Annotated in this window: 18 protein-coding genes, 3 tRNA genes and 4 pseudogenes; 14 read left to right on the top strand and 11 right to left on the bottom strand. The window is 55.5% G+C overall.

Annotated features, from left to right (window positions below; translation table 11 throughout):
- Nucleotides 1-397: 397 nt before the first annotated feature.
- From clbR to DR88_RS28560, 4 genes and pseudogenes are all read left to right on the top strand, one after another.
- Nucleotides 398-610 (top strand): colibactin biosynthesis LuxR family transcriptional regulator ClbR, encoded by a 213-nt coding sequence (clbR, locus tag DR88_RS0126620; protein WP_000357141.1) that lies wholly within the window; start codon nucleotides 398-400, stop codon nucleotides 608-610.
- Nucleotides 611-1,345 carry a colibactin biosynthesis phosphopantetheinyl transferase ClbA gene (gene clbA, locus DR88_RS28565; RefSeq protein ID WP_004148960.1) on the top strand — a complete coding sequence of 245 codons (735 nt, stop codon included), beginning with the start codon at nucleotides 611-613 and terminating at the stop codon, nucleotides 1,343-1,345.
- A gap of 145 nt (nucleotides 1,346-1,490) precedes the next feature.
- A pseudogene (locus DR88_RS29405) lies at nucleotides 1,491-2,602 on the top strand (IS3 family transposase).
- A gap of 17 nt (nucleotides 2,603-2,619) precedes the next feature.
- Nucleotides 2,620-2,820, top strand: a pseudogene (locus tag DR88_RS28560) (IS3 family transposase); the annotation flags it as partial.
- Here the strand turns inward: DR88_RS28560 and DR88_RS0126610 are convergent.
- Entirely contained in the window at nucleotides 2,817-3,311 is a 495-nt protein-coding gene (locus DR88_RS0126610; protein WP_025861909.1) for a hypothetical protein, read from the bottom strand. The pseudogene DR88_RS28560 and the gene DR88_RS0126610 sit on opposite strands and share 4 nt — an antisense overlap.
- A gap of 614 nt (nucleotides 3,312-3,925) precedes the next feature.
- Between DR88_RS0126610 and DR88_RS04570 the strand changes: the two genes are divergently transcribed.
- Both DR88_RS04570 and DR88_RS0126605 read left to right on the top strand, forming a co-directional pair.
- Nucleotides 3,926-4,678: a LysR substrate-binding domain-containing protein gene (locus DR88_RS04570; protein WP_223174602.1), complete on the top strand. Its 753-nt coding sequence runs from the start codon at nucleotides 3,926-3,928 to the stop codon at nucleotides 4,676-4,678.
- A gap of 30 nt (nucleotides 4,679-4,708) precedes the next feature.
- A pseudogene (locus DR88_RS0126605) lies at nucleotides 4,709-4,906 on the top strand (hypothetical protein); the annotation flags it as partial.
- 149 nt (nucleotides 4,907-5,055) lie between these two features.
- Here the strand turns inward: DR88_RS0126605 and ldtA are convergent.
- The 3 genes from ldtA to nac all read right to left on the bottom strand — a co-directional run bounded on the left by ldtA (nucleotide 5,056) and on the right by nac (nucleotide 8,050).
- On the bottom strand, nucleotides 5,056-5,997 hold the full coding sequence (gene ldtA, locus DR88_RS04575) for a L,D-transpeptidase (protein ID WP_004148968.1): 942 nt from the start codon (nucleotides 5,995-5,997) through the stop codon (nucleotides 5,056-5,058).
- Between the two features lie 78 nt (nucleotides 5,998-6,075).
- On the bottom strand, nucleotides 6,076-7,026 hold the full coding sequence (cbl, locus tag DR88_RS04580; RefSeq protein WP_023287797.1) for an HTH-type transcriptional regulator Cbl: 951 nt from the start codon (nucleotides 7,024-7,026) through the stop codon (nucleotides 6,076-6,078).
- A 106-nt stretch (nucleotides 7,027-7,132) separates the two neighbouring features.
- The gene (gene nac, locus DR88_RS04585; RefSeq protein WP_002911729.1) at nucleotides 7,133-8,050 is read right to left on the bottom strand and encodes a nitrogen assimilation transcriptional regulator NAC; all 918 of its coding nucleotides are present in this window, start codon (nucleotides 8,048-8,050) and stop codon (nucleotides 7,133-7,135) included.
- A gap of 330 nt (nucleotides 8,051-8,380) precedes the next feature.
- On the opposite strand from nac, the gene DR88_RS04590 reads away from it, so the two are divergent.
- A tRNA-Asn gene (locus DR88_RS04590) sits at nucleotides 8,381-8,456 on the top strand.
- Nucleotides 8,457-8,550: 94 nt separating this feature from the next.
- Here the strand turns inward: DR88_RS04590 and DR88_RS04595 are convergent.
- Entirely contained in the window at nucleotides 8,551-10,185 is a 1,635-nt protein-coding gene (locus DR88_RS04595; protein ID WP_004148971.1) for a Na+/H+ antiporter, read from the bottom strand.
- A 591-nt stretch (nucleotides 10,186-10,776) separates the two neighbouring features.
- Here DR88_RS04595 and acuR point away from each other — a divergent pair.
- From acuR to DR88_RS04610, 3 genes are all read left to right on the top strand, one after another.
- Nucleotides 10,777-11,481, top strand: a complete 705-nt coding sequence (gene acuR, locus DR88_RS04600) for an acrylate utilization transcriptional regulator AcuR (RefSeq protein WP_004175384.1) — start codon at nucleotides 10,777-10,779, stop codon at nucleotides 11,479-11,481.
- Nucleotides 11,478-12,455: an MDR family oxidoreductase gene (locus DR88_RS04605; protein ID WP_004148972.1), complete on the top strand. Its 978-nt coding sequence runs from the start codon at nucleotides 11,478-11,480 to the stop codon at nucleotides 12,453-12,455. The genes acuR and DR88_RS04605 overlap by 4 nt, the downstream gene beginning before the upstream one ends.
- 120 nt (nucleotides 12,456-12,575) lie before the next feature.
- Nucleotides 12,576-13,508, top strand: a complete 933-nt coding sequence (locus tag DR88_RS04610) for a nucleoside recognition domain-containing protein (protein ID WP_004184763.1) — start codon at nucleotides 12,576-12,578, stop codon at nucleotides 13,506-13,508.
- Here DR88_RS04610 and DR88_RS04615 read toward each other — a convergent pair.
- The gene (locus DR88_RS04615; protein WP_004148974.1) at nucleotides 13,419-15,041 is read right to left on the bottom strand and encodes an alpha/beta hydrolase; all 1,623 of its coding nucleotides are present in this window, start codon (nucleotides 15,039-15,041) and stop codon (nucleotides 13,419-13,421) included. The two genes, DR88_RS04610 and DR88_RS04615, sit on opposite strands and share 90 nt — an antisense overlap.
- A 272-nt stretch (nucleotides 15,042-15,313) precedes the next feature.
- Between DR88_RS04615 and pmrD the strand changes: the two genes are divergently transcribed.
- Together pmrD and DR88_RS04625 are read left to right on the top strand one after the other, a co-directional pair.
- On the top strand, nucleotides 15,314-15,559 hold the full coding sequence (gene pmrD, locus DR88_RS04620) for a signal transduction protein PmrD (protein WP_025861906.1): 246 nt from the start codon (nucleotides 15,314-15,316) through the stop codon (nucleotides 15,557-15,559).
- Between the two features lie 129 nt (nucleotides 15,560-15,688).
- Nucleotides 15,689-17,143 (top strand): AMP nucleosidase, encoded by a 1,455-nt coding sequence (locus DR88_RS04625; protein ID WP_004148975.1) that lies wholly within the window; start codon nucleotides 15,689-15,691, stop codon nucleotides 17,141-17,143.
- Between the two features lie 161 nt (nucleotides 17,144-17,304).
- Here DR88_RS04625 and DR88_RS04630 read toward each other — a convergent pair.
- The 3 genes from DR88_RS04630 to DR88_RS31790 form a co-directional block, all read right to left on the bottom strand.
- Nucleotides 17,305-17,380: transfer RNA gene (locus tag DR88_RS04630), tRNA-Asn, on the bottom strand.
- A 128-nt stretch (nucleotides 17,381-17,508) separates the two neighbouring features.
- A complete protein-coding gene (locus tag DR88_RS04635) occupies nucleotides 17,509-18,945 on the bottom strand; it encodes an EmmdR/YeeO family multidrug/toxin efflux MATE transporter (protein ID WP_004151469.1) in 1,437 nt (478 codons plus the stop codon).
- Between the two features lie 34 nt (nucleotides 18,946-18,979).
- Entirely contained in the window at nucleotides 18,980-19,132 is a 153-nt protein-coding gene (locus DR88_RS31790) for a DUF5951 family protein (protein WP_004225945.1), read from the bottom strand.
- A 5-nt stretch (nucleotides 19,133-19,137) separates the two neighbouring features.
- On the opposite strand from DR88_RS31790, the gene DR88_RS04640 reads away from it, so the two are divergent.
- Nucleotides 19,138-19,213 (top strand) — tRNA-Asn (locus DR88_RS04640).
- 53 nt (nucleotides 19,214-19,266) lie between these two features.
- On the opposite strand, the pseudogene DR88_RS0126595 reads toward DR88_RS04640, so the two are convergent.
- Nucleotides 19,267-19,508 (bottom strand): annotated as a pseudogene (locus DR88_RS0126595) (type II toxin-antitoxin system PemK/MazF family toxin); the annotation flags it as partial.
- A gap of 189 nt (nucleotides 19,509-19,697) precedes the next feature.
- Between DR88_RS0126595 and DR88_RS04645 the strand changes: the two are divergent.
- Nucleotides 19,698-20,801 (top strand): AarF/UbiB family protein, encoded by a 1,104-nt coding sequence (locus DR88_RS04645; protein WP_004148977.1) that lies wholly within the window; start codon nucleotides 19,698-19,700, stop codon nucleotides 20,799-20,801.
- Here the strand turns inward: DR88_RS04645 and DR88_RS04650 are convergent.
- Nucleotides 20,798-21,769, bottom strand: a complete 972-nt coding sequence (locus DR88_RS04650) for a sensor domain-containing diguanylate cyclase (RefSeq protein ID WP_002911798.1) — start codon at nucleotides 21,767-21,769, stop codon at nucleotides 20,798-20,800. The two genes, DR88_RS04645 and DR88_RS04650, sit on opposite strands and share 4 nt — an antisense overlap.
- Nucleotides 21,770-21,776: the final 7 nt, after the last annotated feature.

Below are 21,776 nucleotides of genomic sequence, written 5' to 3'. Positions count from 1 at the left end.
ATTCTAAATGGCACACCTATCCGCAAGTATAGTTTTTTATTGCGTATTCATATAATCATATTGCATTTTATCACTTACAGGAATACCCCAAAAAAATCCTTATATTCTGATTACATGTTTTTCTTCAATGAATTAGATTCTGTCTGTAAGCAAAAACATGTAAGTCATGCAGTACATACATGATGTAGCGGGTATGAATTGATACAGCCACCACATAGAAAATAATGCGTAATTCCCATTTACATAAAAACCGTTGTATCGTAAATTCCTCTTAAATACTGCCAAAACAACAGATACACAGATACACAGATACACAGATACACAGATACACAGATACACAGATACACAGATACACAGATACACAGATACACAGATACCATTCAGGATGGGGGGAAACATGGATAAGTTCAAAGAAAAAAACCCGTTATCTCTGCGTGAAAGACAAGTATTGCGCATGCTGGCACAAGGTGATGAGTACTCTCAAATATCACATAATCTTAACATATCAATAAACACAGTAAAGTTTCATGTGAAAAACATCAAACATAAAATACAAGCTCGGAATACGAATCACGCTATACACATTGCTAACAGAAATGAGATTATCTAAATGAGGATTGATATATTAATTGGACACACTAGTTTTTTTCATCAAACCAGTAGAGATAACTTCCTTCACTATCTCAATGAGGAAGAAATAAAACGCTATGATCAGTTTCATTTTGTGAGTGATAAAGAACTCTATATTTTAAGCCGTATCCTGCTCAAAACAGCACTAAAAAGATTTCAACCTGATGTCTCATTACAATCATGGCAATTTAGTACGTGCAAATATGGCAAACCATTTATAGTTTTTCCTCAGTTGGCAAAAAAGATTTTTTTTAACCTTTCCCATACTATAGATACAGTAGCCGTTGCTATTAGTTCTCACTGCGAGCTTGGTGTCGATATTGAACAAATAAGAGATTTAGACAACTCTTATCTGAATATCAGTCAGCATTTTTTTACTCCACAGGAAGCTACTAACATAGATTCACTTCCTCGTTATGAAGGTCAATTACTTTTTTGGAAAATGTGGACGCTCAAAGAAGCTTACATCAAATATCGAGGTAAAGGCCTATCTTTAGGACTGGATTGTATTGAATTTCATTTAACAAATAAAAAACTAACTTCAAAATATAGAGGTTCACCTGTTTATTTCTCTCAATGGAAAATATGTAACTCATTTCTCGCATTAGCCTCTCCACTCATCACCCCTAAAATAACTATTGAACTATTTCCTATGCAGTCCCAACTTTATCACCACGACTATCAGCTAATTCATTCGTCAAATGGGCAGAATTGAATCGCCACGGATAATCTAGACACTTCTGAGCCGTCGATAATATTGATTTTCATATTCCGTCGGTGGTGTAAGTATCCCGCATAATCGTGCCATTCACATTTAGAGATCATCCGGCATAATCAATCTGCCAACGAAGGAGAGCGCTATGCGTAAAGCCCGTTTTACTGAGCATCAGATCATCGCCGTGATTAAGTCGGTTGAAGCCGGACGAACTGTTAAAGATGTCTGTCGCGAGGCCGGAATCTCTGAAGCCACCTATTACAACTGGAAGTCCAAATACGGCGGCATGGAGGCTTCTGATATTAAGAAAATCAAGGATCTTGAGGACGAGAACCGCCGTCTAAAACAAATGTTTGCCGACCTGAGTCTGGAGAACCGGGCGCTGAAAGACGTTATCGAAAAAAAGCTTTAAAACCAGCCTTTAAGCGTGAGCTGGTTACTCATCTGATAACGACGTTCGGACTCAGTATCCGTCAGGCCTGCCGGAGTCTGAACCTGAGCAGAACGGTTTATCATTATCGTCCGGATACCACACGTGACGAACCCGTTATTGTTGCGTTGCAGGCGGTGGCAGAGCGGTATCCTCGATATGGTTTTCCGAAACTTTTTCAGGTTCTGAGGCGGCAGGGACACCTGTGAAATCACAAAAGGATCCATCGCATTTACTGTCTGCTGAAGCTGAATTTTCGTCGTAAGGGCAAACAACGGTTGCCGGTGCGTAATCCCTTGCCACTGGCCACGCCGGAAGCGCTGAACCAGAGCTGGTCTGTCGATTTTATGCATGATGCCCTAGTCTGTGGCCGTCGTTTTCGCACGTTCAATGTCGTTGATGATTTTAACCGTGAGGCATTGTCGATTGAAATCGATCTGAATCTGCCAGCTCAGCGAGTGGTCCGTGTACTCGACAGGATCGCGGCAAACCGTGGCTATCCGGCCATGCTTCGTCTGGATAACGGCCCGGAATTTATCTCCTTGGCACTGGCTGAATGGGCAGAGAAACATGCAATAAAACTGGAGTTTATCCAGCCGGGTAAGCCGACGCAGAACGCTTTCATTGAGCGCTTTAACCGGACATACCGAACAGAAATACTCGATTTTTATCTGTTCAGAACGCTGAATGAAGTACGGGAAATCACGGAAAAATGGTTATCAGAATATAACTGTGAACGCCCGCATGAATCGCTGAATAATATGACACCGGAGGAATACCGACAGCGCCATTATTTGGCCGGGATCTCAAAAAGTGTATGGAACTAAAATGGGTCTATTTACACTGCTGCTACGATAATGCCTGCGTGGAAAGCTTCTTTCATTCACTGAAAGTGGAATGTCTCCATGGAGAACACTTTATCAGCCGGGAAATAATGCGGGCAACGGTGTTTAATTATATCGAATGTGATTACAGTCGCTGGCGACGGCACAGTTGGTGTGGCGGTCTCACTCCGGAACAATTTGAAAACCAGAACCTCGCTTAGAGCAGTGTCCATATTACGAGGGTAGGATCAGTCGTTTCTTTCGCGGTAACTTTATATGATCGCTGTGTACCAGCATCGAGAGAAGAAATCCAGGATGTATTCAACACTGAGTTCACAAGCTCTGTAGCTATTAAGTCAGTATTATTTACGTTTACGATACATGTTATTATCGCAGGATCTTTATCTTGGTAGTGATACTGCGAGTGGATACACCCCCACTCAGTATCTTCTATAACTATGGCTTTTGGTTCTTCAGGCATCATACCTTCCATAACACGTTCTTGATGGATACGTAACTTGTAGTACTTCTCTGGAGATGAAGGAATTTCAACGAGTACAGATTGTAGATGTACGAAGCCTAGAAATTTAAAACACTCGGATTTTGTAGAGGATTTTAATGATAAAGTCCAGATAACAAACACGTTATTGATGGAACCATCACCATAATTTTTAGTGTCAATCTTATCTACCAGCTCCTCGTTGATTAACATAGACTGATTTAGCAACTTCCGCTTCACGCCCTGAGCGGACTGTTATCGCTCTTTAGACACAGTTCCACTAGGGGGGAGGATCAGCGCTTCCCACGTAGGGACACTATAGTAACTATCACCACATGCAGTAGGGAAGCTCAAACCAAATTTATGTAGCCAGCTCCTATTGGTGGTCATTCTGGTGGTCTTGACAGGAAGATAACTCTGGTTTAGCTTACTTATTAGCCACTTACTGGCAAAGGCGATCCCAGTCAGAGGAGCCAAATTTAAAAATCCCGCTCAGGGAAACCTGAGCGGGATTTTTGCTTTTCGTGATCCTCTCCGCTCCCCAAACATGCAATCTTATCCTGGTGTAGGTGCTATTTTCTTGCTATGAGGCAAGCTGAACGGCCGTGAGCCCACGCTCCCGCAAAGGCTTAAATAAAGGCGGTTTAACCGTGCCGGACCATACCTGGGTGTAAGGCAATAATGCGCGGTTCCAAAAAAGATCGGCAACACCGTCGCTTCTGACATCTCTCCGCCAGCGGGTATAAGCAGCATCGTACCGTAGGTATCGTCCAACGTTCCGTATGTGATCCCCGCAGGTGAAAATCAGCGATGCTGCTTCCAACCTTATGGCTACAGACTTTCGATCCGGCGGTAACCGCTGGGTCTGCCGCTGCGTAGCAGACATGGAGGATGCTGAAAACAGCCTGTCCAGTGCGGCGATGACGCCCAGGGGACGGCTACGGGTGGATGTACCGAGTCCGCTGGCCCGCCTTATTCTGGTGCCGGCGCTACCGGCTTTCCACGCCCGCTACCCTGATATCCAGATCGACATGGGTGTGAGCGACCGGGTAGTGGATCTGATCGGCGACAACGTGGATTGCGTTCTGCGCGGAGGTCAAATCACCGACCAGTCCCTAATCGCACGCCATGTCGGCGATTTGCAAATCGGCGTCTACGTCGCCCCCAGCTATGTGGAACGCCTTGGCGCTCCCGCACACCCGCGCGAGCTGCAAAATACTGACCATTGCATAGTGGGATTCTTGTCCTCACGCACCAGTAAGATTGATCCTTTGGTACTGTGCAGTGAGAATGAACGTATTGAAATCACGGGCAACTACGTACTTGCCGTGGATGATGGCAATGCTTACCTCGAAGCTGGGTTAGTTGGCTTAGGCGTGATTGCGCTGCCCAACTATATGGCGGCAGCGCATCAGGCCGTTGGCGCTTTGATTCCATTATTTACACAATGGCGGATTAGCCCAATGCCTCTGTACCTGGCGTTTCCACCGAACCGCCATGTCAACGCCAAGCTGCGCGTTTTTATTGACTGGATCGTTGAAGTGATGCTGCAGCATGTCCCCATTGCCAACAATCAGTGACGCCATCCCCTGATTCGCTTATCAGCGGCGATGGGGTTCAGCGGTAGTGACTGTGGTCAGGCGTGTTTTGACAATAGGGATTCAGCAGAACTCATCCGTCTTATATTCTGGATAATGGCTATTATAAAGGGGATCTTCGCTTTCATGGACAATGGCAGCCCAAAAAAAATCCTCAGTAACAATATTAAGTCCATAGATATATTTGCAGACTTTATCATCCCCTCCTGAGCATCTCCTGGCGCCCTCATTAAAACGCCATCACAGCCACTGTTGATAAGTTAAGGATCGGTTTCCCGATCCTTATTCCCAACAACGTTGAATGCATCGTCAGCAAAAGAGCCTTCTTACAATAGCCGTTAATCAGACTAAACGACCCGCTACAAACTTCCCTGCGCCGCTGTGGCGCTGATATTCACCGGCATGCCGGAGCGGCGCTGCAGGGTCTGCTCGACCTGGGCAGGGCTCACTCCCGGCCCCTGGGTAAAGTCGCGCAGCGCCGAGGTCATCGGCAAGGGGACTTTTCTGTCGGATTCAAACTCCGCGCGGTTGCGCGACAGCGGCTCGTGCACCTCCAGCCAGTGACTGCCGTCCGGCTCCACGCTGTACTTCACCGGCTGATCGATCAGCTGAACCCGCGTCCCAACCGGCACGTTATCAAACAGGAATTTAATATCGTCATTGCGCAGGCGGATGCATCCCTGGCTGACGCGCAGCCCGATACCAAAGTTGGCATTGGTACCGTGGATGGCGTAGAGCCTGCCGATGTAGATCGCATACAGCCCCATCGGATTATCGGGCCCGGGGGGCACCATCGCCGGCAGCGTTTTGCCCTCTTTCGCATACTCGCGGCGGGTATTGGCGGTTGGCACCCAGGTGGGGCCTTCCTGCTTACGCTCTACTGCCGTCACCCAGTTACGCGGCGTTTCGCGTCCGGCCTGACCAATGCCGATTGGCAGGACTTCCACGCTATTGCCCAGCGGCGGGTAATAATAGAGACGCATCTCGGCGACGTTGATGACGATCCCCTCCCGCACGGTGTCAGGCAGGATCAGCTGTTGCGGAATAGTCAGCGTCGAACCGGAGTGCGGCAAATAGACATCGACCCCGGGGTTGGCTTCCAGCATATTGCTTAACCCCTGGCCGTACTGGGCGGCAAAACTTTCCAGCGGCTGGGTGTTATTCTCCGGAACGGCAATGGTAAATGCGCTGCCCACCAAACGGCTCCCCTCCGGCGGCAGCGGATAGCTGACGGCCAGCGCGCCGTGGCTGGCAAGCAGCATCAGCGCCGTACAGAGTAATTTCACACGCCGCATCGTCATTTTCCCTTCCTCAGTCGCGACTCTCGTGTGTGAATTATAGCGTTATTTCCTCGCCTCGATCCGCTGACCCACAATGACTTAAATCTGATAGTCGATTGCGGCCTCTTCCGGCTCCATCGCCTGACGCTTAATCTCATCCAGCGACAGTCCGGCATTGCACAATTCGATAAAGCGCCAAACGTAATTCCGCTGCAGCTGGCCCCGCTTCAGTCCCAACCACACGGTATTGGCATCGAACAGATGGCGGGTATCAAGACGCGTAAAGGTGTCCGCTTCCCGGGCATCACCGGACTGCTCGGCGACCAGCCCGACGCCCAGCCCCAGCTCCACATAGGTCTTGATCACATCGGAATCCTGCGCGCTCAGCACGATATCCGGCATCAACCCCTTGCGGTTGAACGCCTCATCAATGCGCGAACGGCCAGTGATCCCCTGGCGGTAGGTGATTAACGGCCAGCGGGCGATCGCCTCCAGCGTCAGGGGAGAAACCTGCGTCAAAGGATGCTCCTTCGGCACCAGCAGGCTGTGATGCCAGCGGAACCAGGGGAAAGCCGCCAGCGTCGGATCGTTGCTCAGGCGCTCGCTGGCGATGCCGATATCCGCTCCGCCGTTATGCAGCAGCGCTTCGATTTCCTGCGGGGTACCCTGCACCAGCTCGACGCGAACATCTGAGAACAGCTCGCGGAAAGCTTTAATGACCGGCGGCAGGCTGTAGCGCGCCTGAGTATGGGTGGTGGCGATAGTTAAGACGCCTGACGCATCGTTAGTGAAGAGATCCGCCAGCCGCCGAACGTTACTGGCTTCATTGAGGATCCGCTCGGCAATCGATAACAGCGCTTTACCCGGCTCGGTCATGCCTAACAGGCGTTTGCCGCGGCGGATAAAGATCTCAATCCCCAGCTCCTCTTCCAGTTCCCGGATATGGCGACTGACGCCTGACTGCGAGGTATAGAGCATATTCGCGACTTCCGTCAGGTTGTAATCCTGACGGGCCGCCTCACGGATAATTTTCAGCTGCTGGAAGTTCACCCTTTCCTCCGGGCCAATGGACTTAACGTATCTGCTATTGTTAAAGTCTGTTGTCCCAGGTAACAAATAATAAAAACCAGCAACTTATTCCTTAAGAGAATATACCCTAACTGACCAGCTGCAGTTCACGGTTTTCCAGCGATGGGCGGCTCACCAGAGACAGCAGGATCTCTTTCACCGCCTGCGCCTGCGGCGACAGACTGCCGCGAGCCGACATGTTCAGCGACAGCGACAGGCTCATTGAAGGCGTGCTGATCCGCGCCATCCAGCCGTTCGCCGCCCCGCACAGGGAACGGGCAGCGGATTCCGGTAACACCGTCGCCCCCATGCCGCTGGCGATGGCCGCGGTCAGGGTGGTAATGGATTCGATCTCGCCGATAATTTTCGCCGATAGACGACGCAGGGTGAATGCCTCGGTGACCCGCGCCCGCACTGCGCTGTAATCGCGGGGCAGGAACAGGTTCATCTCCGCCACCGCCGTGAGATCCACGCTCTGCCCCGGGCAGTCGCGGGTGCCGACCAGGTAAAGGTCTTCTTTCAGCAGCGGCTGGCTGACGATGCCTGCCACCGGCGAACGCTCATAGAGCACCGCCATATCCAGCTGGCCCGCCAGCAGCTTGTCATTCAGCGCTGTGCCGCTGCTCTCCTGCAGATAGACCATCACCTCGGGCAACTCATTGCGCACCGTTTGCAGCAACGGCATGGTAATGGCGGAGGCCGCGGTGCCCGGCGCCAGGCCGATCGACACCTGACCACGCAGCGTCTGGCCGACATTATTGACCGCCAGCTGCGCCTGCTCGCACTGGCGCAGGATAGTGCGCGCATGGGTGTAGAGAATTTTACCGGCTTCCGTTGGCGTGACCCCTCGCTTGGTGCGTATCAGCAACTGCTGGTCCATTTCACCTTCCAGGGTCGCGACCTGTTGGCTGAGGGCCGGTTGGGCGATATGCAAGACTTCAGCGGCCTGGGTCAGACTGCCGATATCGACGATTTTCACAAAATATTTCAGTCGTCTTAAGTTCATTTTGCCTCCTGTAAGGAACGCCAGCGTCAACGCTGGGAGTATGATGCACTGGCTTTTGCAATTTGCTTGCCAGCTTTGCATTTCCTCGGCTGTCGCCCGCCACAGGCAGTGTTATAAGGGATAGTGATAGCAATTCGGTTTTTATTTGCCCGGTAAGCAGATTGTGGTATGCCCCATTAGGGGTACATTCGCACTACAACGGTGCAACATGGTGAAAAAAACAGCGCATGGGTGGCGATTGCTGAAATTGTCAGCAGTCGAACGCAATTCTTTGAATCAGGCTTTGACAAGGCCGGATGGCATCGTTAATATGCGCCCCGTTCACACGATTCCTCTGTAGTTCAGTCGGTAGAACGGCGGACTGTTAATCCGTATGTCACTGGTTCGAGTCCAGTCAGAGGAGCCAAATTTAAAAAAGCCTGCTTTCGAGCAGGCTTTTTGCTTTTCAGCGCCGGTACTTCTGCCGGAAGGCGAATGGCCACCCTCCGGCGATTGCGGCTTTAGCGTAAACTCTCTTCCTTCAGATCTATCTCCCGCAGCACCTCATAAAAAGTGATATCGCTGATGTTATGGGCGCGGCGCAGCCGGAACAGCTCCTGACGCTGGGCGATAATGACCTCTCGTTGCATATATTTCTCCAGCCTGGCGCGCTTAGCCAGCTCCAGCCCGACATCCTGCCCCTCGTCATTGTCGTTATAGTGAAGCCGCCGCTGATAGGTTTCGAGCAGCATATTGCCGGCATCGGCCCGCAGGGCCTGCTCACTGGGATCCTCCACCGGCTCGTCCAGTAGCGCGTTAAGACGGTTAATGGCCACCTCGGTCATCACGGCGCCAATGTCGTCCTTACCGGTGTCATGCGGTAGATCATCGGCAAGATAACGGGTCATAAACGGCAGACCGATAGCCGCCACCACCAGCGACATCAGGATCACCGCCATCGAAAGAAAGATCAGTAGTTCACGGCCCGGGAACGGCGAACCATCGGCCAGCACCACCGGCAGCGTCAGAATACCGGCGAGGGTCACAGAGCCCTTCACTCCCGCCAGCGCCATGACGGCGAGGATACTGAATCGTGGACGGACGGTGATGGCCTTGCCCCGACGTTTACGGCGAAAAATTGTCAGCTTCATCGACAGCCATACCCAGGCGAAGCGCATCAGACCGAGCGCCAGGGTGATGGCCACGGCGTACAGCAGCAGATACCAGGGCGAAGAGACGCCGGCCTGGCTGGCTACCGCCGGCAGCGTCCTGAGCATGCGCGGCAGCTGCTCGCCCAGCATCAGAAAGATCATCCCGTTGAGGGTGGTCTGCAGCATGGACCATACCGCGCTGCTTTTCATGCGCGTCGCCGGAAGCCGGGGCCCCGACAGCTGCTCATAATGCATCGCAATGCCGGCGGCGACGGCGGCAAGAATGCCCGAGACATGGAACGCCTCGGCCAGCAGGTAGGCGGCGAAAGGGATAAGCAGGCTGATCAGGATCTGGATGGCTGGCTCCTCGCGGGTGCGCCGAACCAGAAAGTTATTACATTTGCCGGTGACCCACACCACCACGAGGCCACTGAGGATGCCCCCGAAGGCCATCAGGAAAAATTTCACCACCGCGTCTCCCGGGGAGAAGCTGCCGGTCAGCACCGCGGCGATGGCGAAATTAAAGGCGACGAGCCCTGAAGCATCATTTAACAGCGACTCCCCTTCGAGAATATGCGCCATCCTTGAGGGAAGCGGCGAGCTGGCGGTCATTGCCGATACCGCCACCGGATCGGTAGGCGACAGAATAGCCGCGAGAGCGAACCCTGCCGCCACGGTGATAGCCGGGATCAGCCAGTGAATAAACAGGCCAATACCGAGAATAGTCACCATCACCAGGCCTATCGCCAGCGATAAAATCGGCTTCATATCGCGGAAAAAAGCGTCTTTGGGGATGCGCCAGCCATCGAGGAACAGCAGCGGCGGGATAAACAGCAGTAAAAAAATATGCGGGTCAAAATCGACCTGAAAGCCACTGGCGGCCAGCGCGGCGCCCGCGGCGATTTGGATCAGCGGTAGCGGCACTTTAACGGGCAGAAGATGGGACAGGAACACGGTCACCACGATGGCCATGATAAAGACCAGCACGATAGCAATTAGCGACATTCATCCCCTCCTCTGACGGCAATATTCATTCTGTACATCAGGCTGTTAATCCTTTTTCGCAGGTGTTGTTTCGGTAACAGATTATTTACCCAGTCACCGATAATTTAAGACAGACGTCATTGTCTGCCGGCGATAATATTTAAACTGAGGTGGCAACCGGTGCCGGATCAGGGGTGACAATGTCTTTTATCAAGCCGCGTTTGTCAATCCGCTATCGTCTGCAAATCATCGCCGGCCGGCATTCCGGGGAGAAGTCCTCACAGGACTGTCGACCGGGGACTTCGCAAATTAGCCTCTTCACATGGACAAAACCACTCAACCGCTCCAGCCCTCCGCTGTTTATATATTCCCAATATTATTAATTCGTATTATGCATTGTGAATATGGATATTAATGACCAGTCTAATATACCCGGCAGAGTTATATTTCGTGCCCCCGCCGGCAGTGCGAACCACGTATTTGCGATAAATAATTCTTAACGCCCCCCCATTTCAGGATGATTGGACAGCCAGCCTTACGCTACGCGCAATGCTTGCCCTCCCCCTGAATTGGGCGTACCCTGACAAACAATTAAACCACACGGTCTAAATCATGAATCCCAATACCTCCACCGTCCTGAAGCCCCGCCGCGGCCGTCCACCCAAGGTCGATCGCCAGTTTGACGATACGCGTCAGGCGCTGATTCGCTCAGGCCTTGAAGTGCTGACCGAAACGGGCTATCTCGCGGCGGGTATTGATGCGGTGATCAAGAATATCGCCGTGCCAAAGGGGTCGTTTTATCATTGCTTTAAAAGCAAAGAGGCTTTTGGCCTCGCCGTGCTTGCCGCCTATGGCGACTTCTTTGCGCATAAATTAGATAAATTCCTGCTGGACGACGCCGTGCCGCCGCTGGAACGAATGGCGGCCTTTGTGCGTCATGCCGGTCAGGGAATGGAGAAATTCCAGTTTCGCCGCGGCTGCCTGGTGGGCAACCTGCTGCAGGAAGCCCCGTTGTTACCCGAGACGTTTCCCCAACGGTTGATGGCTATCCTGGCGGCATGGGAGTCGCGCGTGGCGCGCTGCCTGCGCGAAGCGCAGGCAGCCGGGGCCATCGCCAGCGACGCCTCACCGCAGGCGCTGGCCCAGGTGTTCTGGATCGGCTGGGAAGGCGCGGTGATGCGCGCCAGGCTGGTCCAGTCTGCCGCACCGCTTAACCAGTACTGGGATTTTTTTGCGCACAGTATGACAACAAAAACACCTGCACAGGACGGCGCTAGCGCCGATAACCCCCTTCCGACGAGGAATACTCTGTCATGAAAGCATTAGTTCTGGACCAGATCGACAACCGCACCGTCGCCACCGTCAAAGATATCGACCTGCCCGCTCTTGCCGAAGGCGACGTCCGGGTCGCCATCGACTGGTCGAGTCTCAATTATAAAGACGCCCTGGCGATCACCGGCAAAGGAAAAATTATCCGTCAATTTCCGATGGTGCCGGGCATTGATTTTGCCGGTCAGGTGAAAGAAAGCCGCGATCCGCGCTTTGTTCCCGGCCAGGCCGTGATCCTCACCGGCTGGGACGTGGGCGAAAACCACTGGGGTGGCCTGGCCACCGAAGCCTGCGTTAAAGGCGACTGGCTGGTTGCTCTGCCGGAGACGCTCAGCGCGCGCCAGGCAATGATCATCGGCACCGCCGGCTTTACCGCGATGCTATGCGTTGATGCTCTCGTTAGTGCGGGCGTCACCCCTGACAGCGGGGATATCCTGGTCACCGGCGCCAGCGGCGGGGTCGGCAGCACCGCCGTGGTGTTGCTGAAAGCCCTTGGCTACCGGGTGACGGCCGTATCGGGCCGGGAATCGACACACGATTACCTTCGCCAGCTGGGCGCCGATACGATCCTGCCGCGCAGCGACTTCGCGGAGACCCGTCCGCTGGAGAAACAACTGTGGGCGGGCGCGGTGGATACCGTTGGCGGCCCGGTGTTGGCCAAAGTGCTGGCGCAAACGCAATATCGCGGCTGCGTCGCCGCCTGCGGTCTGGCCGGGGGCTTCGATCTGCCGACCACCGTGATGCCGTTTATTCTGCGCAATGTGCGTCTGCAGGGGGTGGATTCGGTGATGGTGCCGACCGCTGAACGCGACGCCGTCTGGCAGCGTCTGGCCCAGCTTCTGCCGGAGAGCTACTACCAGCAGGCGGCCACTGAAATCACGCTGGAGCAGGCGCCAGCGTATGCCGCAGATTTCCTCAGCAATAATATTCATGGTCGGACGCTGGTCAATATCGGTCAGTAATCCTCTTCTCCCGGCGCCCGTGCGGCGCCGGATCCCGAGAGGGATCAAGGCATATCATTTCCTTCCCCACGGGATTATGATGACGCGAACGAATAGCTCTGCGAGTGGTAAAAAAAGTAAATGGATGTCATAAGCATCATTATGGCGGCGGGCAAGTCGTCCGTTGACGTCGCGCTGTATACGCTGTTGCCGATCATGGTGATCATGCTGATCATCATGAAATACCTTGAGGTCCGCGGTATCCTCGATGTGATTGTTCGCTGGGTGGCCCCGCTGCTGAAGCCCTTCGGCTTAACCGGGATGAGCGCCTTCGCCCTGATCCAGATTAACTTTGTCAGCTTTGCCGCCCCGCTCGCCACGCTGTCGATTATGGATAAACGCGGCGTCTCGGACCGACAAATGGCCGCCACGCTGGCCATGGTGTTCGCCATGGGGCAAGGCAACGTCTTCTATCCTCTTACCCCTTTTGGTCTGCACTGGCTGGCCTCGATCGTTATCTCGGTGGTCGGCGGCCTGTGCGCGGCCGCCGTCGCCTGGCACGTCACCGGACGGCGCTTATCGGTCGCCGAGAACCCCCGCGCGGAAGCGCTGCCGAATGCCGAGCAGAACAGCCAGGGAATTCTGGCCGTGATTAATAGCGCCGGCTCCGACGCCATCCGCCTGGCGCTCGGCGCGGTGCCAATGCTGATCCTGTCGTTAACCATCGTCGGGCTGCTGCAGGGCGCCGGGGCTATCGACCTGCTGCAGCAGCTGCTGAAGCCGCTTCTCAGCTGGCTGCACATCCCCCAGAACTTTGTGCTGCCGGCGCTGGTGAAGTGCGTTGCCGGGGGCACCGCCTACTTTGGCGTCATTTCCGAGCTGATCCAGCAGGGCAAAGTCACCGTGGACCAGGTCAACGCCTCGGCAGGTCTACTGATCCAGACCTTTGATCTTCCCGGTATCGGCATTTTTCTTGGCATCAGCTCACGGTTTGTCCGCCTGTTCCGCTTCGTGGCTCCCGCGGCGATCGTCGGTATCCTGCTGCGTACCGTTCTGCACCTGATCCTGTTTTAACGCCTCTGCTCTGGCCTGCGCTTTCAGGCAGGCCGCCACCGCCGCCTGTTCGCCGCAGGCGATGCGCTCATCGACGCGCGTCATCATCCATGGAAAGAATGGATTGGAGGTGACGCGCATTAACGTCTCCAGCCCCACGCTCAGCGTCCCGGTCTCTCCGCGCAGTGAAATGGTGCCCAGGCTAATGCCGTAGCGGTTCTTCTCGTCCGGCTCGCGACCATACAGCGAGTCGCTCAGGGGAAACGGCACCGCCACATGCGACAAAGAGTACATATCCGCCGGCCAGGCCAGGTGTAAAGGATAACGATGCTCTTCCCGTTCCTGGGCCAGCGTGGTCCGGGCGACGGTCTGCAGCGTGTGCGCCGTCGCGTTGGTCACCACCGTGGTGGTATAGGTCCGCGGCGCCGGGGGCAGCAGCGTATTCACCGCCGCATAGAGCGCAGGGCGAAACAGGACCCGGAGATCCGCCGCCTGGTTAATATCGAACACCACCAGCTCGCTGCCGTTATCCGGCAGATAGCGATACAGGGACTCCACCACCGCGCGGGTGCTGACCGTGGAATCCATCACCGACTGAAAGGTGAGGATCGGCGGCAGCGCTTTCAGCTCGCCCTGCCGGGCCGCGCGGATAATCTGCTGCTGCAGCGCCTGGCTCAATAACCACGATTGTCTCGCCGCCTTGACCGGAAAGGAGTTGTACTTGAACGGATTAAACTCAGGCGCCACGTTCAGCCAGGCCGCACGGGCGAACGCCGGGAAGACGGACGGTAGCCCGGCGAGGCCGGCGAAACGGGCAAATGCGGTCACGCCGATCATCGGCGACAGCAGAATAATCTGCTGCGGCTGACGCAGGTGGCTATCCTCCAGGCTATCGAGGGCATACTTGAGCGCCAGCGCGCCGCCGTTAGAGTAGCCGACCAGATCCAGCGGCACGTCCGCCCCGGCAAGGCGGGTCGCTTCGCGTACCGCCAGACGCGTCGCCGCCAGCCAGGTCTCCCAGTCAACCGCCGTTAACGCCCCCGGCGCGGTGCCATGTCCCGGCAAACGCGGCACCACCGCCACATAACCCCGCTGCTGCCAGAGTTGCGCCAGATAGCGAACGCTGTAGGGCGAATCGGTCAGGCCATGGAGGAGCACCACGCCGCCGCGCGGCTTGCCCAGCGGCATCAGCACAAAAGAACGGTTCCAGTCCTGCTTAAACTGCCCCGGCCAGACCCGGCTGTGACGATAAAAGCGGTTGACCGGGGTTTTATCTTCCTCCGGCAAAGCCTCTGTCACCTCACGCTGGAGATCGGCGAAAATCGTCTTCTCCCGCGCCAGATACTGGGCAAAGGTCGCCTGGTCGATCTCTTCGGCCGACATCTCGTTGCCACTCCAGGTATGCCAGCGATGCAGGGCCGGGCCGCGCTGGGACTCATAGATCCGCCCGGCGAGAAAGACCACCAGCAGCGCCAGTACCGCAATGCTCCCTTTTTTCAGCAGTGAGCCGATAACGGCGCCGGACGTTCGCCAGTGTCGAAATAGATGCTTCATGACGCTCTCTCTTATATTTATTGCGTAGCCGGACTTATCAGCCCTCTTCCTGACAGGCTATTCTCACGGACTGCTTTTCAGCATAGTCATCGCTTCCTGCAAATTAAACCCGGCAGATCATTGCCCCCCGGCATAAAAAAACCTAGCGCACAGATCAACAATCGGTTGCGTATTTTTAAACACTGCATAAACCAAGGGGATAATCTTATTGTCAGATTTTTAAGAAACATGAATTATCGACGCACATGTCGCTATGAGAGGATAAAAAACAGATGGAGTGGTGGGTAAAAAAAGTACAGGACGCGGCTTCGGCCAGCCTCTGCCGCGTCGTGCTTCAGAGCGGTGCGCTGGAGATGATCGCAGAGATTGAAGCCTGTCGCCTCCGCCTGCGGGAAGAGGATAAACTCACTCCGCTGGCCGATGCGCGCTATTGTCTGAATAATAATCCGACGCAAACTTTGAAGATCCGCAACGCCACTCATTATAGCAGCGAGCGTTGGACAAACGCCGGCAAATAACACGAGCCCGCTCCCTTTACTGGTTATGGTCTGAGTATCGTCGCATTTGACAGATAAATTCTCCTTCGCCCTTTTCCCGCTGTGACATACTATCGGGAATGTCAGCAGACCTGAAACAAGGAGCGAATCATGAATATCAAGGCCGCCAGTCTGACCCCGGAACAAGCGCTTGCCGAGCTGGAAGCGCGCTATGAAGCCTCGGTCACGGCGTTACGCAAAGCCATCGGCGACTATATCGACCATAATACGCTCCCCGATACCGAAGCCCGCGCGGAAGGTCTTTTTGTCTATCCGCAGCTGTCGGTCTCCTGGGACGGCGCCGATCATAAAGCCCTCAAAACGCGCGCCTGGGGACGTTTCACCCATGCCGGTTGCTATACCACCACCATTACGAATCCGAAACTGTTCCGCAACTATTTGCTGGAACAGCTGACCCTGCTGTACCAGGACTATGGCGCGCATATCAGCGTCGAGCTGTCGCAGCATGAGATCCCCTATCCTTACGTGATCGATGGTTCCACCCTGACACTCGACCGCTCGATGAGCGCCGGTCTGACGCGCTATTTCCCTACCACCGAGCTGTCACAAATTGGCGATGAGACCGCGGATGGCCTGTTCCATCCCACCGAGTTCTATCCGCTGTCGCACTTTGACGCCCGCCGCGTCGATTTTTCGCTGGCGCGTCTGCGTCACTACACCGGCACGCCGGCGGAACACTTCCAGCCCTACGTGCTGTTCACCAACTATACCCGCTACGTGGATGAGTTCGTCAGCTGGGGCTGCAGCCAGATCCTCGATCCCGACAGCCCCTATATCGCTCTCTCCTGCGCCGGCGGGATCTGGATCACCGCCGAGACCGAAGCGCCGGAACAGGCCATTTCCGATCTGGCGTGGAAGAAGCACCAGATGCCGGCCTGGCATCTGATCACCCACGACGGCAAAGGGATCACCCTGATTAACATTGGCGTCGGCCCGGCTAACGCCAAAACCATCTGCGATCATCTCGCGGTACTGCGGCCGGACGTCTGGTTAATGATCGGCCACTGCGGCGGCCTGCGCGAAAGCCAGGCCATCGGCGACTATGTGCTGGCCCACGCCTATCTGCGTGACGATCATGTACTGGATGCGGTGCTGCCGCCAGATATTCCGATCCCCAGCATTGCCGAAGTGCAGCGCGCCCTCTACGACGCCACCAAGCAGGTGAGCGGGATGCCCGGCGAAGAGGTTAAGCAGCGGCTGCGTACCGGGACGGTGGTCACCACCGACGACCGTAACTGGGAGCTGCGCTATTCCGCTTCGGCGCTGCGCTTTAATCTCAGCCGCGCGGTAGCTATCGATATGGAGAGCGCGACCATCGCCGCCCAGGGCTATCGCTTCCGCGTCCCCTACGGCACGCTGCTCTGCGTCTCGGACAAGCCGCTGCACGGTGAAATCAAGCTCCCCGGCCAGGCTAACCGCTTTTACGAGGGCGCTATCTCCGAGCATCTGCAGATAGGCATCCGGGCGATTGACCTGCTGCGCGCCGAGGGAGATCACATGCACTCGCGTAAGCTGCGCACCTTCAACGAGCCGCCGTTCCGTTAATCGTCGATGACGTGGGAATCGTGAGATAAACGCTGACGTTACCCGCCAGGGAGCGTCAGCGTCCGGATAAGCGAAACAAACGACCCGGCGGTGTTTGTCCACGGAAGAAAGGTGGTAGACAGAAAAGCAAAAAGCCTGCTCGAAAGCAGGCTTCTTAAATTTGGCTCCTCTGACTGGACTCGAACCAGTGACATACGGATTAACAGTCCGCCGTTCTACCGACTGAACTACAGAGGAATCGTGTGAACGGGGCGCATATTATCGATGACGCCCGGCGCTGTCAAAGCCTGTTTTCAATAAAATGAATCGTTTGCCGAATTATTCTTCACTTTGCGCAAAAAATGGCGTTTAGCCTCGCAAACGGCTCAGCTTTCCTCCGATGAAGCCTTCACGCGCGGATATTTCCACAGCCAGCGGCCGCTCACCATTCGGAAATAAAACAGCACGCCGCGCACCGCCCAGTCGAGCACCATCCCTAACCAGACGCCAATCACCCCCATCCCCAGCACGATGCCCAGGGTATAGCCCGCCACCACCCGGCAGCCCCACATGCCGAGCATCGACACCCACATGGTGTAGCGTACGTCACGGGCGCCTTTAAAAGCGCAGGGTAAAGTCCACGACAGCGACCAGATCGGCATAAACAGGGCGTTGAGCCACAGCAGCTGTTTAACCACTTCTTTTACATCTTCTTCATGGGTGTAGAACGAGGCGATAAAGCCGGCGAAGGGGGCGCTGCCCCAGGCGATCAGCGTCAGAATGATCGTCGACAGCCAAAATACGTGCCAGGCCTGGAATTCAGCCTGACCAATCTGCCCTTTTCCCAGCCGCTTGCCGGTAATGATCGTCGAGGCCGAGCCGAGGGCGTTGCCCGGCAGGTTAATTAGCGAGGCCACCGAAAAGGCGATAAAGTTGCCGGCGATAACGTTGGTGCCCATCCCGGCGACAAACATCTGGGTCAGCAGCTTGCCGCCATTGAACAGGACCGATTCGATACTGGCCGGGATGCCGATCCCCATCACCTCCCAGATAATGGCGAAGTTAAAGGGTTTGAAGTAACCCTTCAGCGACAGCCGCAGCGCCGGATTGAGGCCCACCATCAGCACCCAGATCGTGGCTATCGCGCCAATATAGCGGGCAATGGTCAGCCCAAGCCCGGCGCCGACAAACCCCAGCCCCGGCCAGGAGAAGATGCCGTAGATGAGCACGCTGCTGATTAAGATATTGAGGATATTCATCCCGCCGTTGATCAGCAGCGGGATTTTGGTGGTGCCGGCGCCGCGCAGCGCCCCGCTGCCGATCAGCGCAATCGCCGCCGCCGGGTAGCTCAGCGCCGTCAGTTCCAGATAGGTCAGCGCCAGGTCCTTGACCTGGGCGGTGGCATCGCCGGCGACAAAATCAATAATCTCCTGGCCAAAGGCATGGATCACCCCCGCCAGCAAAATGGAAAACAGGGTCATAATGGCCAGCGACTGGCGCGCGGCCGCCCTCGCCCGCCGCCGATCGCGCTTGCCGAGGCTAAAGGCCACCACCACCGTGGTGCCCAGGTCGATGGCGGCAAAGAAGGACATGATGACCATGTTAAAGCTATCGGCCAGCCCCACACCGGCCATGGCCTCTTTTCCCAGCCAGCTGACAAGGAAGGTGCTCAACACCCCCATCAGCAGCACACAGGCATTTTCCAGCAGAATGGGCACAGCGAGAGGGCTGATTTCGCGCCAGTACAGCACACGATAACGCTGACGTTTTTTAAACCAGGATGTCCGTTCGACAGCCTGGCGTACGGCGGAGGTGACGTTCAAGAGAGACCTTAGTGAGAGATGTTGAAACAACATTTCAAATGATGATTGAGAAATGGATATCCTGCAAAGTATTTTCCGTAATAATTGTCGGAAATGACAACAAATTGTCGATGGAAGCGGCAGTTGCACCTGAACAGGCGAATTGATGTTTGACAAAAGTTTTTTCGCCGCTAAGATACGACTCCACACGATTCCTCTGTAGTTCAGTCGGTAGAACGGCGGACTGTTAATCCGTATGTCACTGGTTCGAGTCCAGTCAGAGGAGCCATATTTAAAAAGCCTGCTTTCGAGCAGGCTTTTTGCTTTTCTGCGTCTCTGGCCTTAACGCAGAATCGCATCCAGCCAGGCAAGCACCTCATTGACAACGGCGTCAGGTATGCGCTCCAGACGTTTGCCGTTCCGGGCCGCCATATCGATAGTGCTGGGCTGGTCGCAACGAATAACGCCTGTTGTTTTGGTCCCCGCCTCCTCCAGTGAAACCGTGAAACTGCTGTACGCGCAAAGTGTCCGCCACAGATGACGGGAACCACGACAGGTAGCCGGGTCAGCTTGTTAAACGATGCCTACAACAGCCAGAACCCGCCGAGACTTACTGCGCCGTTCCCTACCGCCGCCCTACGCCCCGCGTGTCCTCCGTGAACGCACCCCAGCTCAGCCTGAAAAAGCGCCTGCCAGTAGGATGAATTCACTACCGTTTGCGGGTGAGATAGCGTGGATTATCCACTCTGTCTAACGTTTTACCCGGAGGCATCATGAACCTCAGACAACAGCAACAGCAGGCGTTCGATCGCAGCGGGGAACCTCTTATCGTCGGCAACGTCAGCCACTGCCCGCTGCCGCCGGAGACCCTCGCCGCACTGGGCCCCGATTCCCCCTATGTGGTGCAGGTATACGGCTCAGGCCTGACCGGCGAGGTTTATCGTCTGCGCATCGCCGGCAAGGAGTACAATTTAAAGAAACGTCGCGCCGTCGCCGGCGTTGCCAACCTCAACGGCCAGCTGTCGTTTTTAAATGAGGTACAGCGTCGGCAGGCATTGCAACAGCTGAAGGATGACCCGGTCACCGCGCCGCGCTTCACCCACATCGTCCCAACGCTGTATGCCGATTATCGCCTCGGCATCCTGCTCTCCCCCTGGATCGATGGCGAGCCGATACATCAGTTGACCCCGCCGCTGATCGCCCAGCTATTTACTACTCTGGAAGCCTGCGAAGAACAGGGGCTGATGGAGTGGGATCTCTGTAGCGGGAATCTGCTGGTGGACCGGCAGGAGCAGTTATGGCTGTTCGATTTTGGCTATATGTATCCCTTCGACCCGCTGAGAGAATTCAACAGCAATGGTCTGGCCGACCCGCTGTTCCACTTTGTCGAACGTTTTGAGACTCGCTTCTTTTTTAGCTGGCTGATGACCAGGATCCCTGACGCCGAACAGCAGCTGGCGCAATATCGCGAGATGAAGCGGCTGGCGGTCGAAAGCTACCGCCGGAAGCTCGTCTGGCTTCGCGCCCGGCGCGCTGACCCGCTGGTGCTGGCTCACTTTCAGCAGTTGACGGCGCGCTGGGAGTCGGCGCTGGCGGACCCTGCCGCGCTGAGCCGGCTGTTTGCCGTAGAGGCCTTTCGCTCACATGTGCTGGATATTGAAGACGACCTGCATGGTCAGTCCTGTACCTTACTCACCCTGCAACGCATTGACTGGGTGATAAACCAGCTGGAACAGCATTATCGCTTTATCGCCGACGAAGGCGGCCTGTTTTACGATAACGAAGGGAAATCGCAGCAGGCGCTGCTCAGCAGCTATGCGCAGAAGCGGCAGCAGGCGCAGCAGTACCTGTTGAGTGCCACCGCCGCAAAGGATTAACGGCGCTCGCGTCCCTGCTTCTGCTTCGCCTGGTACATCAGGCGGTCAGCGGTGGCCACCAGCGCGTTGAGACTGGGATGGCTGGCGGGATCGTATTCGACGCAGCCCCAGGAGAACGCCAGCTGCCAGGGATTGGCCGCCTGCTGGTTGAAACGCGCCACGTTGTGGCTGAGCGTCTCCATCGCCGTCGCGGCATCGTGGCGGCTGGTATTGGCGAACAGAATGATAAATTCGTCCCCACCCTGCCTCGCGAGGATATCGGACTCGCGGAAGGCCGCTTTCATCAAGTCGGCGATGGCGATCAGCGCGCGATCGCCCTCTTCATGCCCCCAGGTATCATTGATGTGCTTGAAGCGATCGAGGTCGACAAACGCCAGGCTCACCGGCTCATGGCGGCGCTGGGCCGTCAGCAGGGCATACTCTGCCAGGGTGAGGAATCCCCGGCGATTAAACAGTCCCGTCAGCTCATCCGAGGTTGCCGCATCCAGCACCTTGAACTCATCCTCCACGATCGCCGCCAGATCGCTTAAGATCTGCATTTCATGGGCGGAAAACGATCGCGGCTGGTGATCCATCAGGCAGAACGACCCGACGGTCGCGCCATCCGGCAGTTGCACCGGATACCCGGCGTAAAAGCGGATAAACGGCGCCTCAATGACCAGCGGGTTATCGTGAAAGCGCTCGTCCTGCTGCATGTCGTTGACGATAAGCGGGTCGGTTTGCAGAATGGTATGGGCGCAAAATGAAATATCTCTCGGCACCGTGTCCACATCGAGACCGGCACAGGACTTGATATGCAGGAGATCTTCCCCCACCAGACTGATGGACGCCACCGGCAGGTTATACAGCGAACGGGCAAGCCTGGTCAGGCGATCGAAGCGTTCTTCTTTTCCGCTATTCAACAGCCCGGAAGAGCGTAGCGATTGCAGGCGACGCTGCTCGTCGGGATGAAGTCCGGCTAATTTCATTGTCTCT

This window comes from Klebsiella pneumoniae (assembly GCF_000742135.1).
In the GTDB taxonomy this organism is placed as follows: Bacteria; Pseudomonadota; Gammaproteobacteria; order Enterobacterales; family Enterobacteriaceae; genus Klebsiella; species Klebsiella pneumoniae.
Note: the sequence above shows the minus strand (reverse complement) of the source record. Positions and strands in the feature narration are given on the sequence as shown.

Coding starts and splice junctions, on each gene's coding strand:
- clbR (WP_000357141.1), top strand. CDS start 398: ATGGATAAGTTCAAAGAAAAAAACCCGTTATCTCTGCGTGAAAGACAA.
- clbA (WP_004148960.1), top strand. CDS start 611: ATGAGGATTGATATATTAATTGGACACACTAGTTTTTTTCATCAAACC.
- DR88_RS0126610 (WP_025861909.1), bottom strand. CDS start 3,311: ATGTTAATCAACGAGGAGCTGGTAGATAAGATTGACACTAAAAATTAT.
- DR88_RS04570 (WP_223174602.1), top strand. CDS start 3,926: ATGGCTACAGACTTTCGATCCGGCGGTAACCGCTGGGTCTGCCGCTGC.
- ldtA (WP_004148968.1), bottom strand. CDS start 5,997: ATGACGATGCGGCGTGTGAAATTACTCTGTACGGCGCTGATGCTGCTT.
- nac (WP_002911729.1), bottom strand. CDS start 8,050: ATGAACTTAAGACGACTGAAATATTTTGTGAAAATCGTCGATATCGGC.
- DR88_RS04595 (WP_004148971.1), bottom strand. CDS start 10,185: ATGTCGCTAATTGCTATCGTGCTGGTCTTTATCATGGCCATCGTGGTG.
- acuR (WP_004175384.1), top strand. CDS start 10,777: ATGAATCCCAATACCTCCACCGTCCTGAAGCCCCGCCGCGGCCGTCCA.
- DR88_RS04605 (WP_004148972.1), top strand. CDS start 11,478: ATGAAAGCATTAGTTCTGGACCAGATCGACAACCGCACCGTCGCCACC.
- DR88_RS04610 (WP_004184763.1), top strand. CDS start 12,576: ATGGATGTCATAAGCATCATTATGGCGGCGGGCAAGTCGTCCGTTGAC.
- DR88_RS04615 (WP_004148974.1), bottom strand. CDS start 15,041: ATGAAGCATCTATTTCGACACTGGCGAACGTCCGGCGCCGTTATCGGC.
- pmrD (WP_025861906.1), top strand. CDS start 15,314: ATGGAGTGGTGGGTAAAAAAAGTACAGGACGCGGCTTCGGCCAGCCTC.
- DR88_RS04625 (WP_004148975.1), top strand. CDS start 15,689: ATGAATATCAAGGCCGCCAGTCTGACCCCGGAACAAGCGCTTGCCGAG.
- DR88_RS04645 (WP_004148977.1), top strand. CDS start 19,698: ATGAACCTCAGACAACAGCAACAGCAGGCGTTCGATCGCAGCGGGGAA.
- DR88_RS04650 (WP_002911798.1), bottom strand. CDS start 21,769: ATGAAATTAGCCGGACTTCATCCCGACGAGCAGCGTCGCCTGCAATCG.